22 protein-coding genes are annotated in these 21,647 nt (G+C 69.3%); 8 read left to right on the top strand and 14 right to left on the bottom strand.

Translation table 11 applies throughout. From position 1 onward, the window contains the following. Nucleotides 1–17 precede the first annotated feature (17 nt). From SOM08_RS14765 to SOM08_RS14750, 4 genes are all read left to right on the top strand, one after another. Nucleotides 18–989, top strand: a complete 972-nt coding sequence (locus SOM08_RS14765; RefSeq protein WP_322469199.1) for a tripartite tricarboxylate transporter substrate binding protein — start codon at nucleotides 18–20, stop codon at nucleotides 987–989. Continuing rightward, the gene (locus SOM08_RS14760; RefSeq protein ID WP_322469198.1) at nucleotides 973–1,953 is read left to right on the top strand and encodes an alpha/beta hydrolase fold domain-containing protein; all 981 of its coding nucleotides are present in this window, start codon (nucleotides 973–975) and stop codon (nucleotides 1,951–1,953) included. The genes SOM08_RS14765 and SOM08_RS14760 overlap by 17 nt, the downstream gene beginning before the upstream one ends. A gap of 196 nt (nucleotides 1,954–2,149) precedes the next feature. Continuing rightward, nucleotides 2,150–2,614, top strand: a complete 465-nt coding sequence (locus SOM08_RS14755; RefSeq protein WP_322469197.1) for a type III secretion system chaperone — start codon at nucleotides 2,150–2,152, stop codon at nucleotides 2,612–2,614. Between the two features lie 29 nt (nucleotides 2,615–2,643). Beyond that, nucleotides 2,644–3,390: a hypothetical protein gene (locus SOM08_RS14750; protein ID WP_147326156.1), complete on the top strand. Its 747-nt coding sequence runs from the start codon at nucleotides 2,644–2,646 to the stop codon at nucleotides 3,388–3,390. 75 nt (nucleotides 3,391–3,465) lie between these two features. On the opposite strand, the gene SOM08_RS14745 is transcribed toward SOM08_RS14750, so the two are convergent. The 8 genes from SOM08_RS14745 to mltG form a co-directional block, all read right to left on the bottom strand. Continuing rightward, entirely contained in the window at nucleotides 3,466–4,977 is a 1,512-nt protein-coding gene (locus tag SOM08_RS14745) for a tripartite tricarboxylate transporter permease (protein ID WP_070398415.1), read from the bottom strand. A gap of 19 nt (nucleotides 4,978–4,996) precedes the next feature. Then, nucleotides 4,997–5,488 carry a tripartite tricarboxylate transporter TctB family protein gene (locus SOM08_RS14740; protein ID WP_322469196.1) on the bottom strand — a complete coding sequence of 164 codons (492 nt, stop codon included), beginning with the start codon at nucleotides 5,486–5,488 and terminating at the stop codon, nucleotides 4,997–4,999. Between the two features lie 113 nt (nucleotides 5,489–5,601). Next, nucleotides 5,602–6,240 carry an ankyrin repeat domain-containing protein gene (locus SOM08_RS14735; RefSeq protein WP_322469195.1) on the bottom strand — a complete coding sequence of 213 codons (639 nt, stop codon included), beginning with the start codon at nucleotides 6,238–6,240 and terminating at the stop codon, nucleotides 5,602–5,604. A 53-nt stretch (nucleotides 6,241–6,293) separates the two neighbouring features. After that, entirely contained in the window at nucleotides 6,294–7,100 is an 807-nt protein-coding gene (locus SOM08_RS14730; protein ID WP_322469194.1) for a TatD family hydrolase, read from the bottom strand. A 72-nt stretch (nucleotides 7,101–7,172) separates the two neighbouring features. Then, on the bottom strand, nucleotides 7,173–7,544 hold the full coding sequence (locus tag SOM08_RS14725) for a PilZ domain-containing protein (RefSeq protein WP_070398411.1): 372 nt from the start codon (nucleotides 7,542–7,544) through the stop codon (nucleotides 7,173–7,175). 95 nt (nucleotides 7,545–7,639) lie between these two features. After that, nucleotides 7,640–8,647, bottom strand: a complete 1,008-nt coding sequence (locus SOM08_RS14720; protein ID WP_322469193.1) for a DNA polymerase III subunit delta' — start codon at nucleotides 8,645–8,647, stop codon at nucleotides 7,640–7,642. An 82-nt stretch (nucleotides 8,648–8,729) separates the two neighbouring features. Beyond that, entirely contained in the window at nucleotides 8,730–9,380 is a 651-nt protein-coding gene (tmk, locus tag SOM08_RS14715; protein ID WP_116957325.1) for a dTMP kinase, read from the bottom strand. Next, nucleotides 9,380–10,387: an endolytic transglycosylase MltG gene (gene mltG / locus SOM08_RS14710; protein WP_322469192.1), complete on the bottom strand. Its 1,008-nt coding sequence runs from the start codon at nucleotides 10,385–10,387 to the stop codon at nucleotides 9,380–9,382. The genes tmk and mltG overlap by 1 nt, the downstream gene beginning before the upstream one ends. 75 nt (nucleotides 10,388–10,462) lie before the next feature. Here mltG and SOM08_RS14705 point away from each other — a divergent pair, with 75 nt between their 5' ends. Beyond that, the gene (locus tag SOM08_RS14705) at nucleotides 10,463–11,377 is read left to right on the top strand and encodes a folate-binding protein (RefSeq protein WP_322469191.1); all 915 of its coding nucleotides are present in this window, start codon (nucleotides 10,463–10,465) and stop codon (nucleotides 11,375–11,377) included. Between the two features lie 2 nt (nucleotides 11,378–11,379). Further along, a complete protein-coding gene (locus SOM08_RS14700; RefSeq protein ID WP_116957323.1) occupies nucleotides 11,380–12,201 on the top strand; it encodes an NRDE family protein in 822 nt (273 codons plus the stop codon). Here SOM08_RS14700 and SOM08_RS14695 read toward each other — a convergent pair. Together SOM08_RS14695 and SOM08_RS14690 are read right to left on the bottom strand one after the other, a co-directional pair. Beyond that, complete coding sequence (locus SOM08_RS14695; protein WP_116957322.1) at nucleotides 12,188–13,057, bottom strand: YbgC/FadM family acyl-CoA thioesterase; 870 nt, start codon at nucleotides 13,055–13,057, stop codon at nucleotides 12,188–12,190. The genes SOM08_RS14700 and SOM08_RS14695 overlap by 14 nt on opposite strands. A 1-nt stretch (nucleotide 13,058) precedes the next feature. Further along, nucleotides 13,059–14,042, bottom strand: a complete 984-nt coding sequence (locus tag SOM08_RS14690) for an alpha/beta hydrolase (RefSeq protein ID WP_322469190.1) — start codon at nucleotides 14,040–14,042, stop codon at nucleotides 13,059–13,061. An 84-nt stretch (nucleotides 14,043–14,126) separates the two neighbouring features. On the opposite strand from SOM08_RS14690, the gene SOM08_RS14685 reads away from it, so the two are divergent. Continuing rightward, a complete protein-coding gene (locus SOM08_RS14685) occupies nucleotides 14,127–15,269 on the top strand; it encodes an iron-containing alcohol dehydrogenase (RefSeq protein ID WP_116957320.1) in 1,143 nt (380 codons plus the stop codon). A gap of 111 nt (nucleotides 15,270–15,380) precedes the next feature. After that, entirely contained in the window at nucleotides 15,381–17,642 is a 2,262-nt protein-coding gene (locus SOM08_RS14680; protein WP_322469189.1) for a winged helix-turn-helix domain-containing protein, read from the top strand. On the opposite strand, the gene SOM08_RS14675 is transcribed toward SOM08_RS14680, so the two are convergent. The 4 genes from SOM08_RS14675 to SOM08_RS14660 form a co-directional block, all read right to left on the bottom strand. Continuing rightward, the gene (locus tag SOM08_RS14675; RefSeq protein WP_116957318.1) at nucleotides 17,588–18,637 is read right to left on the bottom strand and encodes a rhodanese-related sulfurtransferase; all 1,050 of its coding nucleotides are present in this window, start codon (nucleotides 18,635–18,637) and stop codon (nucleotides 17,588–17,590) included. The two genes, SOM08_RS14680 and SOM08_RS14675, sit on opposite strands and share 55 nt — an antisense overlap. Before the next feature lie 31 nt (nucleotides 18,638–18,668). After that, the gene (locus SOM08_RS14670) at nucleotides 18,669–19,766 is read right to left on the bottom strand and encodes a patatin-like phospholipase family protein (protein WP_322469188.1); all 1,098 of its coding nucleotides are present in this window, start codon (nucleotides 19,764–19,766) and stop codon (nucleotides 18,669–18,671) included. Between the two features lie 38 nt (nucleotides 19,767–19,804). Continuing rightward, nucleotides 19,805–20,665, bottom strand: a complete 861-nt coding sequence (locus tag SOM08_RS14665; protein ID WP_070398400.1) for an HDOD domain-containing protein — start codon at nucleotides 20,663–20,665, stop codon at nucleotides 19,805–19,807. A gap of 93 nt (nucleotides 20,666–20,758) precedes the next feature. Beyond that, on the bottom strand, nucleotides 20,759–21,586 hold the full coding sequence (locus SOM08_RS14660) for an HDOD domain-containing protein (RefSeq protein ID WP_070398399.1): 828 nt from the start codon (nucleotides 21,584–21,586) through the stop codon (nucleotides 20,759–20,761). Nucleotides 21,587–21,647: the final 61 nt, after the last annotated feature.

Below are 21,647 nucleotides of genomic sequence, written 5' to 3'. Positions count from 1 at the left end.
AAGAAAGAGCGAGACACATGAACAAAATCCTCTGCGGCCTGGTGTGCGCCACCCTGATGGCCTGCGCCCCCCTGTCCTCCCTGGCTCAGCAGGCCTGGCCATCCAAGACGGTGAGGATCGTGCTGCCCGGCCCTCCGGCCAGCAGCCCGGACCGCATCACGCGCCTGCTCGCGGAGCGGCTGAGCAAGAAGTGGGGGCAGTCGGTGGTGGTGGACAACAAGCCCGGCGCATCCACCCGCATCGGCGGGGAAATCGTGGCCCGCGCGGCGCCCGACGGCCACACCCTGCTGTCCACCTTCGTCACCCACTCCACGGTCAAGCTGCTGTACCCCGAAACGCCGTACGACCCGGTCAAGGACTTCGTGGCCATCACCCAGTACGCCACGCCCGAGTCCATCCTGGCCGTGCGCGCCGACTCCCCCTACAAGACGCTGCAGGAACTGGTGGCGGGCATCAAGGCCGCGAAACGGCCGCTGCGCTACGCGCACTTCGGCAATGGTTCCAGCTTCCACGTCTACGGCCTGATCGTTGGCCGCGAGACCGGCATCGACGTGCTGCCCGTGCCCTACAAAGGCGAGGCGCTGCAGATGAACGACCTGCTGGGTGGCCACGTCGAGTCGAGCTTCAACTCGGTAGGTACCGCGCTGCCGCACATCCGCGCCGGCAAGGTGCGCCCGCTGGGCATCATCACGTCGGAGCGCTCCAAGGTCCTGCCGGACGTGCCCACGTTCAAGGAAATGGGCATCAAAGGCATGGAGCGCGGTGGCTGGTTCGGCTTCCTGGCGCCGGCGGGCACGCCCCAGCCCATCGTCGATCAGATCCAGCGCGACGTGAAGGAGCTGCTGGCCGACCCCGAGATCGCGAAAACCATGCGCGACCAGGGCATCGAACCCGTGGGCTCCACTCCCGCAGAGTTCGGCCAGACGATCCGCGCGGAAGTGGAGCAGTGGGGCAAGCTGCTGACGGAGTTCAATGTCCAGGCCAACTGAGCCCCCGCTGCCCGCGGGCGTGGACCCGCAGCTTGCGGACGCGCTGCGGCGCCCCGACGACATCCTGGCCGGCCTGGGCCCCCCGAACGCCAGCGCGGCCGCGGCGCGGGCGCAGTTCATGGCGTCCCGGGCCTGGTGGAACGAGGGCGGTCCCAGGCTGGCGGTCGATCGCGACGAGGTGATGCCGCTGTCGGCCGAGCGCGGCCTGCGGGTGGCGGTCTATGCTGCGCAGGCCTCCCAGACGCCACGTCCGGCCTATGCCTTCTTTCATGGCGGCGGCTTCCGACTGGGCGAGCCGCGTTCCAGCGACCGGCAGCTGCGCGAACTGGCGCTGGCCTGGGGCGGCATCGTCGTCAGCCTGGACTACGCCCATGTCCCCGAAGCGGCGTTTCCGGTGGCGGTGGAAGAGAGCGCCGCGGCGCTTCGGTGGCTGAGCGTGCATGGCGCACGCTGGGGCATCGACCCGACGCGCCTCGCTGTCGGCGGCTCATCCGCGGGGGCCAGCGTGGCCATGGGCGCCGCCGTCCACCTCGGTCCTGATCGCGCTGGTTGGCTCCGGGCGGGCGCCTTCGTGGTCGGCGTGTTCGACGACGACCTCGACACCCCGTCCATGCAAGCGCACGGGGGCGGGCCGATGCCACCATCGCGCCGCAGCGCCGCCGCGATGTTCGAGGCGTACGCGGGCGCTCCCGGCCAGAGGCTGGACCCGCGCCTGGACACCCGCCGGGCCGACCTGAGCGACATGCCTCCGCTGTTCCTGGCGGCGGCTGAGCTCGACGTGTACCGGGACAGCTCGGTGCTGCTGGCCCGGCGCCTGAACGGCGCGGGGCGAAGCGCCGAACTCGTGGTGTACCCGGGAACAACCCATCTGTTCTGGGGCTACAGCCGCACGGTGGCGGTGGCGCAGGCCTGCACACGTGACCTCGCGGGCTTCCTCGGAAAGCACTTGCCGGTGACGGCCTAGGGAAGGGCTCCGGCGTCGGCTGCGGGCTCGGATGGGGCGTTTTGCCTAACCTGGCTCGTGCGGCCTGCGCAGCTGTTTATTAACATAATATACATCGTGGAATCTAACGACGGAACCACGCTCACGGCTTCATCACAGAACGCCCAACGGTTCACCCGCCCCAGGGTTGGCCGCCGAACCTTGGAAAGGACACCGAATGGACGCCGACATCATCGAAGACTGTCTTCAGCGGGCCGCCGAGCTGTCCACGGTCTGGGCCGTGGTCCGCGAACAGAATGAGGATGGGGACGCCTGGATCGTCGTACTGGAAGACGAATCCCTGCTGGACGTTGAGCACGACCCCGAGAGTGGCCGCTTGGTGTTGCGCACGGAGCTGGGCCAGATCACCCAGGCCGACACCCGGGCCGTCTTCAACGACTTGCTCGTCCGCTGTGCCTCGGCTTTTGAGCTGCCACGGATCGGCATGGGCCCGGAGCACCGCTACGAATTGCTGGCGTCTTGGCCGATCGATCCGATGCACATTGATGGGCTGACGGCGCTGCTCAATCGCGTCACCACACAGGCCCGGGCTTGGCGAGACATCGTGGCTCGGCCTTTGAACCTGGACGGCTCACCGCTGACCTGCGCTCAACCCCTGGATACGCTGGCCCTGAAGGCCTGAGTCCTTGCCATCGATTGGACCGATACATCATGTCCTGGAACAAAACATCCGTTGCGTCGACGGCGCCGCTTAACCAAATCGCGCAGACATTCAGCCTGAAGCAAAATTTCGCCGGCTCTCATCACCTGCGAGCAAAAACGAATAGCGAAGGCCAGACCGTTATTTATCAGAAGCATTTTTCCACCACCAAATTTCTGGCGATCTTGGGCAGCGCGGGCGCCAAAGCAACCATTCGCAAACAACGGCAATTGGCCAACCACCTTCTTTCGGAGACGGTGGGCAAAGAGTACGGCAGCGGCACGGTGGACAACATTCAACTGAGGGGCCACGCACCTCTGCGCGGCTATCAGGTGGAGGCCATGCAAGCGCATGCGGCCGTGGCGGCTGCCGTCGATCAGATGGGACTGCAGCAGAGCAATGCCGACAGGGACTTCATCGATCGCGTGAGCAAAATGGCGCGAGACCATGTCTATCAGCTGCCGCCTGAGGCAATGGCCGGACGGCGCCTCTATGAAGCCAAGCTATTCATCATTCGGACCATCGTCGACGATGGATTGAGTTTTCACTTCCGACATCAACCTGAGACGCTCAAGAAAAAGCTGTCCGAACTGAACAGTCTTTGCGGCTCATTGCAGTACTCGCCGTTTGCCAAAAGCCTGGATCTGACCGTGGCGGCGGGACTGTCGTCCCTCCTCAAGAGCGATGAAAACCCGGTCATTCACCAACTCGAGACGCATATCGCGATGGCCAGGCAGCGGCGTGGCGAAAGGGCTTGATTGAGCGACCGCCCCTCCCCCATCGCCATAAAAAAACCCAGTCCGCGGACTGGGTTTTTTCTGGGAGGGAGGGGATCACTCCTCCACGAAGGCCTCTTCCCTCTTCTTCTTCACCGCCGGCAGCAGCACGATCACCAGCAGCAGCAAGGCGGCGACCAGCAGCGAGGCGGAGATGGGCCGCGTGACGAACACGCCCCAGTCGCCACGGGAAATCAGCAGCGCGCGGCGCAGGTACTCCTCCATCATCGGGCCCAGGATCAGGCCCAGCAGCAGCGGCGCGGCCTCGCAACCGAGCTTGATGAAGATGTAGCCGATCAGGCCGAACAGCGCGACCATCCAGATGTCGAAGCTGTTGTTGTTGGTCGAGTACACACCCACGGCGCAGAACAGCACGATGGCCGGGTACAGCCAGCGGTAGGGCACGGTCAGCAGCTTGATCCACATGCCGATCAGGGGCAGGTTCAGGATGATCAGCATGGCGTTGCCGATCCACATCGAAGCGATCAGGCCCCAGAACAGGTCCGGGTTGCTGGTCATCACCTGCGGGCCAGGCTGGATGTTGTGGATGGTCATGGCACCCACCATCAGCGCCATCACGGCGTTGGGCGGAATGCCCAGGGTCAGCAGCGGGATGAAGGAGGTCTGCGAGCCGGCGTTGTTGGCCGATTCGGGCGCGGCCACGCCGCGGATGTTGCCCTGGCCGAAAGGCACTTCACCGGGCTTGAGCTTGGTCTTCTTCTCGATGGTATAGGCCGCGAAGGACGACAGCAGCGCGCCGCCGCCCGGCAGGATGCCCAGCGCCGAACCCAGGGCCGTGCCCCGGACCATGGCCGGGAACATGCGCTTGAAGTCCTCGGCCGTGGGCATGATGCCCTTGACCTTGCCGACGAAAACCTCGCGCTCGGATTCGTCCTGCGACAGGTTGGAGATGATCTCGCCGTAGCCGAAGATGCCCATCGCGATCACCACGAAGCTCACGCCGTCGGTGAGCTCGGGCACGTCGAACGAGAAGCGCGCCACGCCGGAGTTGATGTCGGTGCCGATCAGGCCGATCAGCAGGCCCAGCACGATCATGGCCAGGGCCTTGACCAGCGAGCCCGAGGCCAGCACCACCGCGCCGATCAGGCCCAGCACCATGAGCGAGAAGTACTCGGCCGGGCCGAAGCTCAGGGCGATTTCGGTGAGCGGCGGCGCGAAGCCCGCCAGCACCAGGGTGCCCACGCAACCGGCGAAGAACGAGCCGATGCCGGCGGCCGCCAGGGCGGGCCCTGCCCTGCCCTTGCGCGCCATCTGGTAGCCATCCAGCACGGTCACCACCGAGGACGACTCACCCGGCAGGTTGACCAGGATAGCGGTGGTGGAGCCGCCGTACTGCGCGCCGTAGTAGATGCCGGCCAGCATGATCAGCGCCGACACCGGCTCCAGGCCGTAGGTGACGGGCAGCAGCATGGCGATGGTGGCCACCGGGCCCAGGCCCGGCAGCACGCCGATGAGCGTGCCCAGCAGGCAGCCGACGAAGGCGTACAGCAGGTTCTGCCCGGTGAAGGCGACGCTGAAGCCCAGTGAGAGGTGTTCGAACAGTTCCATGGTGTTGTTGTCTCCGTGATCAGTGGCCCAGGAACCACGGCAGAACCGGGAACTGCAGATTGAGGGCGTAGACGAAAGCGCCGTAGCTGCCCACCGCGAGCACGGTGGCCAGCACGATCGATTCCTTGACCTTGTGGTTGGGTCGCGCGTAACCCGAGACGATGACCAGCGCGTAGATCGCCACGATCAGGCCGAAGGGCGGCAGGCCGATCGAGGGCAGGCCCACCAGCAGCACGCCGAAGACCAGGTTGGCCAGCAGGATGAAAACCAGCGGGCGCCAGGCGATGGCGCCGATCGAGCCGTCGTCGCCGCCCTTGGGCCGGCCGAACGATTGCAGGGTCACCAGAAGCCCCAGCAGGGCCAGCACGATGCCCAGCAACAGGGGGAAGTAGCCCGGCCCCATGCGGGCCGCGCTGCCGATATCGAAGTTGGTGGCGCCCACCGCGAAGGCAATGCCCACGGCGGTGAACATGAGGCCGGACACGAAGTCCTTCTGGCTCGTTGGTTTCACGACGTCTGTCTCCTCGGGATGCAAAAAAAAGCTTGCGCATTGTCTGCGCATGGCCGCCCCATAGGCATGTGGGATACACCTATGGCTGACGCCAGCCTGACTGGCCGGCGGTTTTACCAGCGACCGGTCGGCTGTTTGGCGCGGATGGCCGCAGCGATGGCCTCGGCGGTGTCGCCCCGCCCCGCCCGACGGGCGAAGTCGATGGCGCTCAGGCCCTGCTCGTTCTTCAACAGGGGATCGGCGCCCGAATCCAGCAACAAGCGCACCACCTGAGGGTGGCCATAGAGCGCGGCCATCATCAGCGGCGTGCTGCCATTGGGCGACTGGGCGTCGATGTAGGCGTGGTGCTCCAGCAGCAGGTGCACCATGGGCACGGCGCGCTCGCTGGGGTGGGTGGCGGCATAGTGCAAGGGCGCCCAGCCGGGCTTGTTCACCTCGGCCTGGCGCTCGATGAGGCGGCGCGCCAGGTCCAGCTTGCCCTTGAGCGCGGCCATCATCAGCGGCGACTCGTCCTTGGCGTTGCGGACCTCCACGTTCAGTTCGGGCCGGCTGAGCAGGTACGCCGCGGCGCGGTCGGACTCGTCCCGCAGCGCCAGGTACAGCGGGTGCTGGCCGTTGGGGTCCAGCGTATTGAGGTCGAAGCCGCGCGCAGCGAGGCTGGCCAGGGTGTCCGGGTCGTTGCGCTTGATCGCGGTGAAGAAGTCGTCGTACGAACTGGCCCAGGCAGCGGGACTGAGAACAAGCAAGGCCATTAGACCTTTTAAAACAATACGCTTTTTCATTTTTCTCAAGTAATTTCTGGGATTCAGGGCGCCGTGACGCGGTCGAACAGGCGCTCGAAATTGCGGCCGGTGGCCTCGGCCACGGCCTCCACGGGCAGGCCTTTGAGTTCGGCCACCTGCGCCGCCACGTGCGGCACCAGGGCCGGCGTGTTCACCTTGCCGCGGTGCGGCACGGGGGCCAGGTAGGGGCTGTCGGTTTCGATCAGCAGGCGCTCCAGCGGCACCAGGCGCGCGGTCTCGCGCAGGTCGGCGGCGTTGCGGAAGGTCAGGATGCCCGAGAAGGAGATGTAGAAATCCAGGTCCAGCGCGGCGCGGGCGACCTCGGCGGTTTCCGTGAAGCAGTGGAACACGCCCCGGGCCGGGGCGCGCCCGTCGCCAGGGCCAAAACCGCCCTCCTCGCGCAGGATGTCCAGCGTGTCGTCGGACGCGCTGCGGGTGTGGATCACCAGCGGCAGCCCGGTCTGGCGCGCGGCGCGGATGTGCACGCGAAAGCGCTCGCGCTGCCACTCCATGTCGGCCAGGGTCCGCTGCCCCAGGCGGTAGTAGTCCAGGCCGGTCTCGCCGATGCCCACCACCTTGGGCCGCGCCGCGCCATCCAGCAGGTCCTGCAGGGAGGGTTCGCGCACGCCTTCGTTGTCGGGGTGCACGCCCACCGTGGCCCAGAGGTGGGCGTGGTCGCGCGCCAGGGCATGGACCTCGTCGAACTCTTCCATCGTGGTGCAGATGCACAGGGCGCGACCGACCTGGGCGGCCGACATGGCGTCCAGGATGGCGGGGAGCTGCTCGCGCAGCTCAGGGAAATTCAGATGGCAATGCGAGTCGGTGAACATCCGCCAATGATCCCCCAAAAACACAGCGCCTCACGGCCGGTGGCGGTGAGGCGCTGGGGGAGCGGGCCCGGCTCAGAGCGTCTGCGTCTGACGATCGGAGTTCACATTGGCGCCCAGCACTTCCTCGATCTTGAGCTTGAGCTGCTTCGATTTTTCATCCGCCGGGAAGCGGATGCCCACGCCTTGGGTGCGCCCGCCCTGGGCCTTGGCCGGCGTGACCCAGGCCACCTTGCCGGCCACCGGGTAGCGCTGCGGGTCGTCGGGCAGGCTCAGCAGGACGTAGACGTCATCGCCCAACCGGTACTCGCGCGACGAAGGAATGAAGATGCCGCCATCGGCGAACAAGGGAATGTAGGCGGCGTACAGCGCGGCCTTCTCCTTGATCGAGAGCTGGATCACGCTGGGCCGCGCTGCGGCGCCGGCGGTGGCTGGGTTGGTGCTCATGCGGTGGAGTTTACGGGCAAGGGCCGGGTCGAAAGGTCGATAACAGAGCGCGGCGGTCGTGCAGTTTTCAGCGCGGCGCCATGGCCGGTCGCCCCTCAGCGACGAGCGGTCGCCAGGGCCTGACGCGCCCGCGCGGCCCAGGCCTCCTGCAGCAAGCCGGCCTGATAAGGGTGCTCCACGCTGCGGGCCGCCTGCGCGAGTTCGTCGGACCAGCGCGCCAGCACGCGCCAGGGCGGCGGCGGCGGCAGTTGCTCGGCCGGGAAGAAGCGCGGCGCGGCGCCGGCCGCGCGCGCCATGAGGTCGTGGCAGAGCTTTTGCAGCACGTCGAGCTGGGCCGCGGGCGTCTGCTCGCCCAGCACCTTCCAGTCGCCGCGCGCCAGGGCCTGCGGCAGGCCGGCCCATTGCTCGGGCGTGAAACCACGCCGCGACAGCGCCAAGGCCTCGTCGGGCCGGCCACCGGACGCGCGCCACCACGCCTCGGCGGCGGTCGGCGTCACCTCGCCGGTGGCCTGCAGCCAGGGCAAGGCCTCGGCCTCAGCGGGCCATTGCAGGGTGTGCGTCTGGCAGCGGCTGCGGATGGTGGGCAGCAGCAGGTGCGCGGCCTCGGTGGCCAGCACGAAGCGCACGCTGGGGCTGGGCTCTTCCAGGGTCTTGAGCAGGGTGTTGGCGGCCTCGACGTTGAGCCGCTCGGCCGGGTAGACCAGCACCACCTGGGTGCCGCCGCGCGCACTGGTGGTCTGGGTGAAGGCCACGGCCTGGCGCGCGGCCTCCACGCGAATGGCTTTGCTGGGCTTGCGTTTCTTGTCGTCGAGCTCGCGCTGGGTGGACTCGTCCAGCGGCCAGCCCCGCTCCAGGCTCAGGGTTTCGGGCAGCAGCGCGCACAGGTCGGCGTGCGTGCGCACGTCGATGGCGTGGCAGCTCGGACACTGCCCACAGGCGCCGTGCGGCTGGGGCCGCTCGCACAACCAGGCGCGGGCCAGGGCCAGGCCCAGCTCGTACTGGCCCAGGCCGGACGGCCCGGACAGCAGCACCGCGTGGGCGCGCCAGCCCAGCAGGGTGCGCAGCTGGCGTTGCAGCCAGGGGGCCAGGGCGGTATCGCTCATGCGGTCCGGCGCAGGGCCGCCCCAGGCGGGATCAGCCCCCTCGGGGGGCAGCGACCTGCGCAGCGATGGAGCGTGGAGGTCTTCATGCGGGGGGCAGCCAACCGCGCCGCTGGAAGGCATCGCGCACGATCGCCGCCACACGCTCGCGCGGCTGGTTGGCGTCGATGCGCACGAAACGCGCGGGCTCGGCCTGGGCGCGCGCGGCATAGCCCGCGCTGACGCGCTCGAAGAAGGCCTGGGGCTGGGACTCGAAGCGATCGGGCAGGCGGGCACCGGCCAGGCGCTCGGCCGCCACGGCGGCCGGCAGGTCGAACCACAGGGTGAGGTCGGGCTGGCGCAGGCCGCCCTGCTCGCGCGCCTGCACCCAGCGTTCCAGCTGGCCCAACACGGCCAGGTCGAAGCCGCGCCCATGGCCCTGGTAGGCGAAGGTGGCGTCGGTGAAACGGTCGCACAGCACCACCTCGCCGCGCGCCAGGGCGGGTTCGATGACCTGGCGCAGGTGGTCGCGCCGCGCGGCGAACATCAGCAGCGACTCGCTCAGCGGGTCCATGGCGTCGTTGAGCACCAGGGTGCGCAGCTTCTCGGCCAAGGGCGTGCCGCCCGGCTCGCGCGTGAGCACGACGCGCCGGCCGGCGGCGTCGAAGGCCTTGGCGAGCATGTCGATGTGCGTGGACTTGCCGGCACCGTCGATGCCCTCGAAGCTGATGAAAAGACCGGTGGAAGCGTGGGACATCAGCGGCGCAGGATGAAGCGCCGCACGGCGGCGTTGTGCTCGTCCAGCGTGGCGCTGAACTGGCTGGAGCCGTCGCCGCGCGAGACGAAGTACATGGCGTTGGTGCGCGCGGGCCGCACCGCGGCCATCAGCGAGGCCTCTCCCGGCAGCGCGATGGGCGTGGGCGGCAGGCCGGCGCGCGTGTAGGTGTTGTAGGGTGAATCGGTGTCCAGGTGCTGGCGGCGCAGGTTGCCGTTGAACGCATTGCCCAGGCCGTAGATGACGCTCGGATCGGTCTGCAGGCGCATGCCGATGCGCAGCCGGTTGCTGAACACGCCGGCGATGCGGTCCCGGTCGGCTGGCATGCCGGTTTCCTTCTCGATGATGCTGGCCAGGATCAGCGCCTGCTCGGGCGACTGCAGCGGCCCGTTCGGATCGCGCTGGGCCCAGGCCTGGGCCAGTCGCTCGTCCATGGCGCGCGCGGCCTGGCGCAGCACGGCGGACACCGGCGTGTGCTTGGCGACGCGGTAGGTGTCGGGGAAGAAGCGGCCCTCGGGGTGCACCCCGGGCCGGCCGATGCGCTCCATCACCTGGGCCAGGTTCAGGCCTTCCAGGTCCTGGCGCAGATCGGGTGAACGGCGCAGGGTATCGATGGCCTGGCTGGAGGTCCAGCCCTCGACGATCAGCGCATGGGTCATGGCCTGCTCGCCGCGCACCAGCTTGCCCAGCAGGCTGCGCGGCGTGGTGCCGGGAGCGATCTCGTACACGCCGGCCTTGATGTCGCGCGACTCACCCGAGAGGCGGAACCAAGCGTACAGCAGCTCGGCCGGCGCGTTTACCCCGGCGGCCTCGATGCGGTTGGCCGCCGCGCGCGCGGAACTGCCCGCCGGGATCTCGAACTCGAGCGGCGCACTGTCGCTGACCGTGGCCGGCAGGCTCAGGGGATGGTGGACCCACCAGTGGGCCGCCATGGTGGCCAGGCCCAGGAGCAACAGGGGGTAAACCACCAAATACTTGAACAGGCGCATGAAGGCGTGCTGGAGACAGGGAGAACGCGCCGGGCGGCGACGGCGCGACAGACGGGCCATGATAATTCAGCGCGCATGTCCCAGCCCTCCCCCCTCATCCCCCTGAACGGCGTGGCCCCGCTCGGCTCGCTCGGCGTCATCGCCGCCGAGGGCGACGAAGCCGCCGCCTTCCTCCACAGCCAGCTCACGCAGGATTTCGCCCTGCTCGGCGTCAGCGAGGCCCGCCTGGCGGCCCTGTGCACCGCCAAGGGCCGCATGCTGGCCAGCTTCATCGCCTTCAAGCGCGCGCACGACCGCATCCTGCTGGTCTGCCGCCGCGACCTGCTGCCACCCACGCTCAAGCGCCTGCAGATGTTCGTGCTGCGCGCCAAGGTGAAGCTGCGCGATGCCAGCGACGGGTTCGCGCTGCACGGCCTGGCCGGCCAGGCCGTGCCCGCCGGACTCGGCGCCGCGCCCTGGACCCATCTGGTCGACGGCGACACCAGCGCGGTCCGCCTGTACCCCGGCGCCGGCGCGCCGCGCGCCCTGTGGGTGGGGCCGGCCGGGACCGCGCCAGCCGGCGCGGCGCTCAGCGAGGCCCAATGGGACTGGCTGGAAGTGATGAGCGGCGTGGCCACCCTCGGCCAAGCCGTGGTCGAGGCCTTCGTGCCGCAAATGCTCAACTACGAATCCGTTGGCGGCGTGAACTTCAAGAAGGGCTGCTACCCGGGCCAGGAGGTCGTGGCGCGCAGCCAGTTCCGCGGCACGCTAAAGCGCCGCGCCTACCTGGTGCAGGCCGACGCGCCGCTGCAGTCGGGCCAGGACGTCTTCCACGCCAGCGACGCCGAACAGCCCACAGGCACCGTCGTGCAGGCCGCGCCGAACCCACAAGGTGGCTGGAACGCCATCGTGTCCATGCAGACGGGCTCCGCCGACGGCGCACCGCTGCGCGCGGGCGAGGCCAAGCTGCAGCTCCTGCCCCTGCCCTACCCCCTGCTGGAAGACATCTAGGCATGTGCCTGATCGCCTTCGCGATCGATGCCGCGCCCGGCGTGCCCCTGCTGGTGGCGGCCAACCGCGACGAGTACTGGGCACGGCCCACGGCCGCCCTGCACCGCTGGGCCCTGGACGACGGCACCCCGGTCATCGGCGGACGCGACCTGCGAGAGGGTGGCACCTGGCTCGGCCTGAGCCCGGCAGGGCGCATCGCCTGGCTCACCAACGTGCGCCAGCCCGGCGCCGAGCGGCGCGGCCGCAGCCGCGGCGAACTGGTGGCGCGCTGGCTGCAGAGCGGTGCCGACAGCACCGGCTTCATCGACACCCTGGACCCCGCCGCCTACGCCGGCTTCAACCTCGTGGTGGGTGATCTGCGGCGCGGCGAGTGGGCCTGGATCGGCAACCGCCACCCCGACGCGCCCCACGCCGAGCAAGCGCCCGAGCGCCACTGGCGGGCCATCGGCCCGGGCGTGCACACCTTGTCCAACGCCACCTTGAACACCCCCTGGCCCAAGGCGCGCCGGCTCGCCCAGGCCCTGGGCGAGGCCCTGCACGCCGGCGACGAAACGCCCCCACCGCTGGGTGGTGCGCTCATCGACACCACGCTCGCGTCCGACGCTGAACTGCCGCGCACCGGCGTGCCCGACGCCGTGGAGCGCGTGCTGTCCAGCCCCTTCGTCCATTGGCCGGACCACGCCTATGGCACGCGTTGCTCCACCGTCCTGCGCTGGGGTGCCGACGGCGAACTGCGCATCGACGAATGGACCCACGACGGCGCCTCGGCCACGCCCGCGCTGAGCGAGCGGGCGCACCGGCGCGAGCGGATCAGAGTGTCTTGACCATGGTCTGGTGCGGGATGCCGGCTTCCTCGAACGCCTCGCCCAAGGGCGCAAAGCCCAGTCGCGCGTAGAAGCCCACGGCGCTGCGCTGCGCGTGCAACTGCACCTCGCGGTCGCCCCGCGCTCGCGCCGCGTCCATCAGCGCGAAGAGCACGCGCCGGCCCAGGCTGCCGCCGCGCAGCACGCGGTGCACGGCCATGCGGCCGATCTTCGACACACCGGGTGCATCGCCGCGCAGCAGCCGGCCCGTGGCCACCACGCGGCCCAGGCGGTTGCGCGCCACGGCGTGCACCGCGTCCGCGTCGGCCGCGTCCATTTCCAGCTCGAGCGGAATGCCCTGCTCGCGCACGAAGACCTCGGCTCGCAGCTGGCTCGCGCCGTCGCCGAGCTCGGCCCAACCGCCCACGCGCAGGTCCACCATGTCCTCGCCCGCCTCGTGGCCCAGCAGGATGGCGCGCAGCGAATCGGGCACGGGCCGCGAACGCTGCGTGGCCGGGTCGGCGAAGACGTAGACGATCTCGCCCGTGATGAGGTGTTCGTCGCCGCGGAAGATCGCGCCCGTGAAGGCCATGGAACTGGTGCCCACGCGGCCGCATTTCATGGCCACGTCGATCTGCTCGTCCGCGCGCGCCGAGGCGTGGTACTCCACCGTGGCCTTCACCACATACAGATCGCCCGCCAGCGAGTGCATCGACTCTTCGTACGGCAGCGCCAGCGCGCGCCAGTAGTCGCTGATGGCGGTGTCGAAGTACATCAGGTAATGCGCGTTGAACACGATCTTCTGCATGTCCACCTCGGCCCAGCGCACGCGCAGGCGGTGGAAAAAGCGGAAATCGTCCCGTGTCAGTCGGCCCATGTCAGTCGTCTCCAAAAGCGGTTTTCAAAGCGTTCGCGGCGTGCCGGTGGGCGGTGCGCGCCTCGGGAATGGCGCGGCCGAACTGCACGAAGTTGTGCACCACGCCCGCGTAGATGTCCAAGTCGACCGGCACACCGGCCAGGCGCAGCCGGTCGCAGAAGGCCAGTCCCTCGTCGACCAGCGGATCGCACTCGGCCAGGCCCATCCACACCGGGGCCACGCCGTTCAGATCCTTCGGCTCGCCATGCCCGTCACGTCCGTCCAGCGGGGCGAAGCGCCAGTCGTCGCGGTCGGCCGGGGTGCGCAGGTAGTGGCCAAAGAAATAGCGGATGGTCGGCTCGTCCAGGATGAAGCCTTGCGCGTAGGTGTGGTGCGAGGGCGTGTCCTGGTGGCCCGCGCAGCCCGGATAGAAGAGCAGTTGCAGCGCCAATGGCCAGCCCGCATCGCGCGCCTGCAGCGCGGTCACGATGGCCAGGGTGCCGCCCGCGCTGTCGCCTCCCACGGCGATGCGCCCGGCGTCCAGCCCCAGGGCGCCCGCCCGGCCGCGCAGCCAGGCCAGGCTGTCCCAGGCGTCGTTCACCGCGACGGGGAACTTGTGCTCGGGCGCGAGCCGGTAGTCCACCGACAACACCGCGCAGCCCGCCTGGTGCGCCAACGCGCGGCACAAGGGCTCGTGCGTGGCCACGCTGCCGATGGTGAAACCGCCGCCATGGAAATACAGCAGCACCGGCAGGCCATCCGCCTCGCTCGGTGCGAACAGCCGCGCGGGCAGCTCGGCGCCGTCGCGCGTGGGAATGCGCAGGTCCTGCACGCGGGCGATCGCCGGTGGCGACATCTCGAGCACGCCGGCGCCAGCGGCATAGGCCTGGCGCGCCTGCTCGGGCGTGAGAGCGTGGAACGGCGGATGGCCGGCGCGCGCGATGCGGTCGATCACGCCGCGCATCGCCGGCGTCAAGCGCGAGCGCGGGTTCGAAGGGTGGGACATGGGTGGGCTTGTCGGCTCGGCGACCGCGCTGGCGCATCGCGTCCGTATAGTTTTCGCTTCCCCGAACCATAACCGGAGACAGACGTGGCCCAGATCCTCTACGTGACAAACATCCTCATCGACTACGGGGCCTTGTCGCAGTTGCCCGCCGAGTGCGAGCGCGTGGGCATGCGCCGTCCGCTGGTCGTCACCGACGCCGGCGTGCGCGCCGCCGGCCTGCTCGACAGACTGCAGGCCGCGCTGCAGGGCACGCCCGCCGCGGTGTTCGACCAGACCCCTTCCAATCCCACCGAGGCCGCGGTCCGGGCCGCGGTCGAGATCTACCGCCGCGAACGCTGCGATGGCCTGATCGCGCTCGGCGGCGGCAGCGCCATCGACTGCGCGAAAGGCGTGGCCATTGCCGCCGCGCACGAAGGGCCGCTCAAAACCTACGCCACCATCGAAGGCGGCTCGCCCAAGATCGGCGCCGCCGTGCCCCCCCTGATCGCCGTGCCCACCACCGCCGGCACCGGCAGCGAGGTCGCGCGCGGCGCCATCCTCATCGTCGACGACGGCCGCAAGCTGGGTTTTCACAGCTGGCACCTCGTCCCCCGCACCGCGCTGCTCGACCCCGAACTCACCCTGGGTCTGCCGCCCCTGCTCACCGCCGCCACCGGCATGGACGCCATCGCGCATTGCATGGAAACCTTCATGAGCGCGGCCTTCAACCCGCCGGCCGACGGCATTGCGCTCGATGGCCTGCGCCGCGGCTGGGCCCACATCGAACGCGCCACCCGCGACGGCAGTGACCGCGAAGCCCGCCTGCACATGATGAGCGCCAGCATGCAAGGTGCCATGGCCTTCCAGAAGGGCCTGGGCTGCGTGCACAGCCTCAGCCACAGCCTGGGCGGCATCAACCCGCGCCTGCACCACGGCACGCTCAACGCCGTCTTTCTGCCCGCCGTGATCCGTTTCAATGCCGAGGCCGACAGCATGCGGCGCGAGCAGCGCCTGGACCGCATGGCCCAGGCCATGGGCCTGGCCGCCGGCGCCGAAGTGCCCCAGGCCGTGGCTGGCATGAGCGCGCGGCTGGGCCTGCCCAATGGCCTCGCCGCCATGGGCGTGGACCGCTCGCTGTTCGATCGGGTGATCGAAGGCGCCCTGGCCGACCATTGCCACAAGACCAATCCCCGGCTGGCCTCGCCGCAGGACTACCGCGCCATGCTCGAAGCGTCGCTAACGGTCTGATTGGCAGGATGGTCGGTCGACTTATTTCCTAGCCCTTTTGTATTCTCAATTACGGAAAAATGACGACTTTTGGAGTGCTGTAATCGGCTTTTCAGGTGAGGAAAAGCCAAAATGCGAAAGCACAGCGCAGTGGGGCGCGTCAGGGCTGCCCCGGTTTCGCTTGTCCAGTTCACAGGCGCCCCGGCCGCCCCTCCGCCGGTCGGCCACCCCTCCGGAGGCGACGAATTCACCTTCGGCCCGTTCGTGCTGCGTTCCGACCACCGGGAACTGACCTGCGACGGCGTGCTGCGCCCCCTTGAGCGGCGTGCCTTCGACCTGTTGCTCTACTTGCTCAAGAACCATGGCCGGGTGGTCGCCAAGGAAGAGCTGTTGGAACAGGTCTGGCAGCGCCGCTGTGTGACCGACTCCGTCATCGCCCAGGCCGTGCTCAAGGTGCGCAAAGCCCTGAGCGACGCGCCTGGTTTCGAGTGCCCTGTGCACACCGTGCATCGGGTGGGCTACCGCGTGGTGGGCGAAGTGCGGCACCGCCGCGTAGCCCCCGGTCACACTTCGCGGGGCGCCGCCCTGCTGGCGGTGCGCTGGCCACTCACCCGCCTGGACGATGAACTGGATCTGCCCACCTGGATGCCCGTCGCCCTGGCGGGCTTCGGCGTGTTGTCGCTGCAAGCGCATGGGGTGCAGCCGCTGGACACTGACCAAACCACCACCGTGGTCGACGACGCCGTGCGCGCGCAAAGCCGCCTGCGGTTGACGGACGCCCGGGACAAGGACGCAGCGCCGGCGACCGAGGCGGAGACGGTTCGTCCGGCGTTCACCATGGACATCGAGATTTCGGCCCCCGACTGGCGCACGCGCGTCAGCGCAAGCGCCGATTCGCCATTCAAAGCGGCCTGGCAAGCCGCCGGGTCAGCCGCCCTGGCCATGCGCCTACGCCAAATCCTGCTGTCCACCTCACCGGGCGAGGTGGAGCGCCGCTGGGAGCGGCTGGCCGCCTTGGTTGGCCACCCACCACCGCTGATGGGGCCCGCCAGCCTCCACCTGCCCGCACTGTGGTGCCGGTCGCTGGTCGAGCGCGGCCTGGACGCCGAGGCCGACATCCTCATGGAAAGCGCTTGGCGTGGTGACCCGCGCGCACCTCAGGAAGCCTTGGAGCTGCGGCGGCGGGCCTCCCGCTCGAACGCCCCTCACCACGAAGGCTGGGCGGACCTGTGCCTGGCTGTGTACGAATGGACCGCTGGCGACTCGCGCCGCGTGGCCCATCTGGTGGACCGTGCCTTGACCCACTTCGATCACGTCGCCACCACGCCTCAAGCGGTGCGGGCCGGGGCGACGGCCGAACACCTGATGGCGGTGGTGGGGGCCGACTGGGCGCCGCCCGCGTGGTGGCGCAGCCTGCGCGACGCGCCCGCGGTGGACGGCTCGGCAGGCATCCGCCGCTGGCACCGCCTGGCCAACCTGCACCGGCAGATCACGCGCGAGACGTCCGGCGGGCCGGCCTTCCACCGCAGCAGCGAAGCCGGCAGCAACGTCTCGCCGGGCTGCGAAGGCCTGCAAGCCCTGTTGCATGCCCTCTCCGGCCTGACACGGCATGCCGATGGCGACCTCGACACCGCCTTGAGCGAGTGTTCCCGCGCCCAGGAGCTCGCCGAGCGCTCGCCCTGGCTCACGCCCCGGATCCTGTGCCGGCTCGCGCTGGGCGACCTGGCCGCTCGGCTGGGTGACGAAGCGCGCCTCGGCGCCTGCCTGCAAGGCTTCGATGCCCTCCCCCTCACCGGCCTGACCCGCTGGAATGCCACACGGGACTGGCTGTTGGCGCGGCGCCTGCGGCTGAACGGCTTGCCCCATGAAGCGTGGCGACTGGTGGAGAAAGCCCTGCCGGTGCTGTCGCACTGCAGCCTGTGGTTTCGTGACGAGGCCTGGCTCTTTGCCATCGACATCGCCTGGCAAACGCGCTCGCGCACGGCACTGCAGGGTTTGCGCGAAACACTGGGGGGCCACACGCGGCGCGACAACCGCAGCATCACCGCCATCGTGCTGGCCACCGACGCCACCATCGCCCTGCTCGACAACGATGTCGCCCACGCGCACCAACTCATCCTGCGTGCCTGGCAAACCGCGCCTTCGTCGGGCGCCAAGCGCCAGCTCGCCATGGCGGCCGCCACCGCCATGCTGTGGCGCCGGCCGGCCTCGTCTCAAACCCTTGATCAGGCCCTCCTGCAGGCCGGTGCCTGGCTGCAGCGCTCGGCGAGCGGCCTTCGCCTGAGCCAACTGCACCGCCGGCCACACAGCGTGCCAATCACGGTGCAGGCCCCGTCGTTCTATCGGGTGACGGAACCCGCCGAAGACAACACCGGCTGGCTCTGGGCACCCTGAACGCTGGCAGGCCGCACCGGACCCGCCCCGCCCTCAACGGATCCTTCGGCCCCGGTCGGCGCTGCGGCCATGGGAATGGGCGAACCGATATGGGTCAGACCGCGTTCTCGCGCCAGCGTGACCTGGCGTTGGCGCTCGGCCAGGCGCTCCCGGTCCGCGTCACCGCGCTGGGCGTGGCAATGGGGGCAGCTCACCCCTTCCTCGTAGAGCGGCGAGGCGCGGTCGGTCTCGTCGAGCGGCCATCGGCAGGAGCGACACAGCGCGTGCCCGCCAGGCTTCAAACCATGGCCCACACTCACCCGCTCATCGAACACAAAACACTCGCCGCGCCAGCGGCTCTCGGCCTCAGGCACGGTTTCCAGGTACTTCAGGATGCCCCCCTGCAGGTGGTACACCTCCTCAAACCCTTGCTGGCGCAACAGGGCCGTGGACTTCTCGCAGCGGATGCCACCGGTGCAGAACATGGCCACGCGCGGCTTTGCCGGGCCTTGCAGCGCCGGCTGGTTCGCCAGCCAGGCGGGCAGCTCCGTGAAGGCGCCGATACCCGGGTCGATCGCCCCCTCAAAGCTGCCGATCTTGACCTCGTAGTGATTGCGCGTGTCGATCAGCAGCACGTCCGGCTGGGCGATCAGGGCGTTCCAGTCCTCGGGCTTCACGTAACGGCCGGCGTGCTCTTGCGGCCGCAAGCCAGGCACGCGCAGGGTCACGATTTCGCGCTTGAGCCGCACCTTGAGGCGGTGAAACGGCGGCCGCTCGGACCAGGAGACTTTGTGCTCCAGGTCGCTCAGGCGCGGATCGCGCCGCAGCCAGGCCAGCACCGCCTGCACGCCCGCCTCAGGCCCCGCGATGGTGCCGTTGATGCCCTCGGCCGCCAGGAGCAGCGTGCCCTTGACCTGATGCGCCCGGCACAGCGCGATGAGCGGTTCACGCCAATCGGCGTGGTCGGGCAGGTCGACGAACTTGTAGAGCGCGGCGGTGAGGTACGGTGCAGTCACCCAGGGATTATCCCGCGCGGCCTCGCGGGGCTCACAGCGGTTCGACCCGGCGGACGTCGGGCCGGGCCAGCCACTCCCCCAGTTCTTCCGCCAGCTGCCGCGCCGCCTTCACGGCCGCGCCCCAGGCCCTGACGCGCGCGGCCAGGTCCTGCCCGTAGCGCCCGAAGTCGCTGCGATCGGGCAGCTTGCCGCCCGGCAGGGCCTGCCTCACCCAGTCGGGGTCGGGCGCCAGCACCAGCATGTGGTCCAGCGCGGGGCTGCTTCGGTGGCGGCGCTTCCAGGCCTTGTCCAGCCAGCCCGGCACCACCGCCCGCTGGAAGTGCGGATACAGCACGATGGGCGCGGCGGCGTCGTGCCGGTAGTGCAGGTGCAGGTGGTAATCGGTGATACCACCGTCCCAGTACGGCCCGTGCGGCGCGCCCGGAATATCCACCACCGGGCGCAGCACGAAGGGAATGGAGCAGCTGGCCTGCAGGGCCTGCATGAAGTTGTGCGGTCCCATCGGGATCTGGCGCGTGCGCAGATCGTGGGTGGCGAAGGGCAAGGCGCTGGTGGTGCCGGCCGCCACGTCCGGCCCCGAGAACACCACCCGCTCCAGCCACTGGCCGAGCGCCGGGCGGCGCACGGCATTGGCCGCATAGGCGCTCAGGTAACCCAAGGGCGTGCGCCAGCGCCCGTCGTGCGCGAGCAGGCGCCGCCCGCGCGAGGTGACGACGTGCAGCCGCCAGCGCGGGTGCTGCAGCACGGGCTCGACGCGCCCGCCGTAGAAGGATTGAAGATTGAGCGAGAACTGTTCGCTCACCTGCTGTGCCGTGGGCCGGCGCTGGCCGGGCGGCAGTTCATAGTGCTGGTGGATGTAGTCGTGCTCGAGCCGCTCGAAACTGCCCACCGCGTCGGGCAGACAGGCCGTGGCCATGCGCCAGGCGCCGATGGAGGCGCCCACCAGGTGGATGGGTTGCGGCGCGTCGGCCAGCCAGTGGCCGAACAGCAGGCGGTCGATGGGCCCGAGGATGAGGCCCTTGGGTCCACCGGCCGCGGCGGGAACGACGCCGACGTCCGAGGGGCGCAGGCCCCGCTCGCGCAGGTGGTCTAAGGCCGAAGGGCCGGCATAGAGGCGCAGGGCTCGCATGGGCCCGAATTGTCACCGAGCGCCGCGGCCCCCGGTCCTCAGTGGGGCACGGAATCGCTGGCCGGCTCGACGCGCGGCTTGGCCTCGTCCTCCACCGGGTGGCGGGAAATCGAGGGAATGCGCTCGGCCACCACGGTGTCCGGATCGATGCCCAGCACCACGCCCACCGGGTCCGGGTAGGTGTTGATGAGCAGCTCGCCCCGCAGGTCCTGCTCTTCGGCGCGGGCGCGCCAGGAGCCGATGTGGATGACGCCGGCGATCGGTTCGTACACGTCGTTGTCGAAGGGTGCCGTCTGGTGTTCGATGGCGTTGATCATGCGGCGCGGGAACTTCCATTCGCGCGCCAGCGCCGCGCCCACCTCGGCGTAGCTGTAGCCGAACAGGCTGCGCTCGGCCTTGGCGCGCTTGAGGTCGAGCATGGGAATGTTGCGGTCCAGCTCGATCATGGCCTCGGGCATGCCCACATGCATCACCAGTTCGCCGATGGCGTGGATCAGGCCGGCGGTGAAGGCGGTGTTCTCGTCGATGCGGATGGGCAGCGCGATGTAGCGCGACAGGTTGGCCGTGTTCAGGCTGTAGCGCCAGAACTGGTTGAGGTTGACGCCACCCACCATGTGGAAGCTCTCGCCCAGGGCGCTGGCCACCACCAGCGCGCGCACCTTGATCAGGCCCAGGATGTTCATGGCCTCACGCGCGTTGGTCACGTTGCGCGACAAGCCGAAGAAGGCCGAGTTGGCGGTCTTGAGCAGCTTGGCCGTGAGGACCGGATCCTCTTCGATCAGCGAGGCCACCAGCATGGGATCGACGTCGGCCTGCTCGAAGGTTTCGATCAGGCGCCGCACCACCTTGGGTACGGACGGAAGGGCCTGAGGCTGCTTGAGCAGTTTTTCGAGATGCATGGCGATCCTCTTGCGGCTGGAACGTCGGGTGTTTGCTTTGTTTATCGTTACCGGCAGGCGTTTCTTTAGAACTATCGACGACATGGGGTGCGATCAATCCAGGAAGGCGGACAGCGCGTCGGTGAACTCCCACTCGGCCGGGTCTTTGCCCAGCACGCTGCCCAGGTCCAGTCCCAGGGTCAGGCCCACCATGTCGGGGAAGGTGGCGGCCAGGCCGCCGTCGTCGAGCTGGATTTCCTCGGCGCGCGCGCGCCAGGACGCCAGGTGCAGGATGCCGGCCAGCGGGTCGTACACGTCGCCGTCGAAGGGCGCGGTCTGGTGCTTCAGCGCGCTCACGATGGCCGGGGGGAAGTTCCAGCGCTCCACCATGCCCGCGCCGACCTCGGCGTAGGTGTAGTCGAAACGGTTGCGTTCGGCCTGGGCGCGCTGCAGGTCCAGCGGCGGCGTGCCCATGTCCAGGGGGGCGATCTCATCGGGCATGGCGATGTGCATCACCAGGTCGCCGATGGCGTGGATCAGGCCGGCCGTATAGGCATTGGACTCCTGCTGGCGCAGCAGGCCCGCCAGGGATTTGGAGATGTCGGCCACGCGCAGGCTGTAGCGCCAGAACTGCGGCAGGTTCACACCGGGCACGTTCTTGAAGCTGGAGCCCAGCGCGGCGGCCATGACCAGCGAGCGCACGTGCGTCATGCCCAGCATGGCCACGGCTTCCTGGGCGCTGCCGATCTTGCGGCTGGCGCGGAAGAAGGAGGAGTTGGACAGGCGCAGCACCCGGGTGGTGAGCGAGGGGTCTTGCCCCACCAGCTCGGCCACCCGCTTGGGGCTCGGGTCGTCCTTGTTCATCTCCGACATCAGGTCGGCGACGGTGCGGGACATCGCCGGCAAGGCGCCGGGGTAGTTCAGGAGCGCTTCAAGATCCATGGCGGGCGGTGGGGATGAATACCTCGGACTGACATTGACCCCCCCGCCGCACTGCGCGCGC

It is taken from the genome of Hydrogenophaga sp. SNF1, assembly GCF_034421675.1.
Classification (GTDB): Bacteria; Pseudomonadota; Gammaproteobacteria; order Burkholderiales; family Burkholderiaceae_C; genus Hydrogenophaga; species Hydrogenophaga borbori.
The sequence above is the reverse complement of the archived record's forward strand: the minus strand, read 5'-3'. Positions and strand labels throughout refer to the sequence as shown.

Coding starts and splice junctions, on each gene's coding strand:
- SOM08_RS14745 (WP_070398415.1), bottom strand. CDS start 4,977: ATGGAACTGTTCGAACACCTCTCACTGGGCTTCAGCGTCGCCTTCACC.
- tmk (WP_116957325.1), bottom strand. CDS start 9,380: ATGTCCCACGCTTCCACCGGTCTTTTCATCAGCTTCGAGGGCATCGAC.
- SOM08_RS14755 (WP_322469197.1), top strand. CDS start 2,150: ATGGACGCCGACATCATCGAAGACTGTCTTCAGCGGGCCGCCGAGCTG.
- SOM08_RS14660 (WP_070398399.1), bottom strand. CDS start 21,586: ATGGATCTTGAAGCGCTCCTGAACTACCCCGGCGCCTTGCCGGCGATG.
- SOM08_RS14665 (WP_070398400.1), bottom strand. CDS start 20,665: ATGCATCTCGAAAAACTGCTCAAGCAGCCTCAGGCCCTTCCGTCCGTA.
- SOM08_RS14720 (WP_322469193.1), bottom strand. CDS start 8,647: ATGAGCGATACCGCCCTGGCCCCCTGGCTGCAACGCCAGCTGCGCACC.
- SOM08_RS14735 (WP_322469195.1), bottom strand. CDS start 6,240: ATGGCCTTGCTTGTTCTCAGTCCCGCTGCCTGGGCCAGTTCGTACGAC.
- SOM08_RS14760 (WP_322469198.1), top strand. CDS start 973: ATGTCCAGGCCAACTGAGCCCCCGCTGCCCGCGGGCGTGGACCCGCAG.
- SOM08_RS14705 (WP_322469191.1), top strand. CDS start 10,463: ATGTCCCAGCCCTCCCCCCTCATCCCCCTGAACGGCGTGGCCCCGCTC.
- SOM08_RS14670 (WP_322469188.1), bottom strand. CDS start 19,766: ATGCGAGCCCTGCGCCTCTATGCCGGCCCTTCGGCCTTAGACCACCTG.
- SOM08_RS14725 (WP_070398411.1), bottom strand. CDS start 7,544: ATGAGCACCAACCCAGCCACCGCCGGCGCCGCAGCGCGGCCCAGCGTG.
- SOM08_RS14765 (WP_322469199.1), top strand. CDS start 18: ATGAACAAAATCCTCTGCGGCCTGGTGTGCGCCACCCTGATGGCCTGC.
- SOM08_RS14695 (WP_116957322.1), bottom strand. CDS start 13,057: ATGGGCCGACTGACACGGGACGATTTCCGCTTTTTCCACCGCCTGCGC.
- SOM08_RS14750 (WP_147326156.1), top strand. CDS start 2,644: ATGTCCTGGAACAAAACATCCGTTGCGTCGACGGCGCCGCTTAACCAA.
- SOM08_RS14700 (WP_116957323.1), top strand. CDS start 11,380: ATGTGCCTGATCGCCTTCGCGATCGATGCCGCGCCCGGCGTGCCCCTG.
- SOM08_RS14680 (WP_322469189.1), top strand. CDS start 15,381: ATGCGAAAGCACAGCGCAGTGGGGCGCGTCAGGGCTGCCCCGGTTTCG.
- SOM08_RS14730 (WP_322469194.1), bottom strand. CDS start 7,100: ATGTTCACCGACTCGCATTGCCATCTGAATTTCCCTGAGCTGCGCGAG.
- mltG (WP_322469192.1), bottom strand. CDS start 10,387: ATGCGCCTGTTCAAGTATTTGGTGGTTTACCCCCTGTTGCTCCTGGGC.
- SOM08_RS14690 (WP_322469190.1), bottom strand. CDS start 14,042: ATGTCCCACCCTTCGAACCCGCGCTCGCGCTTGACGCCGGCGATGCGC.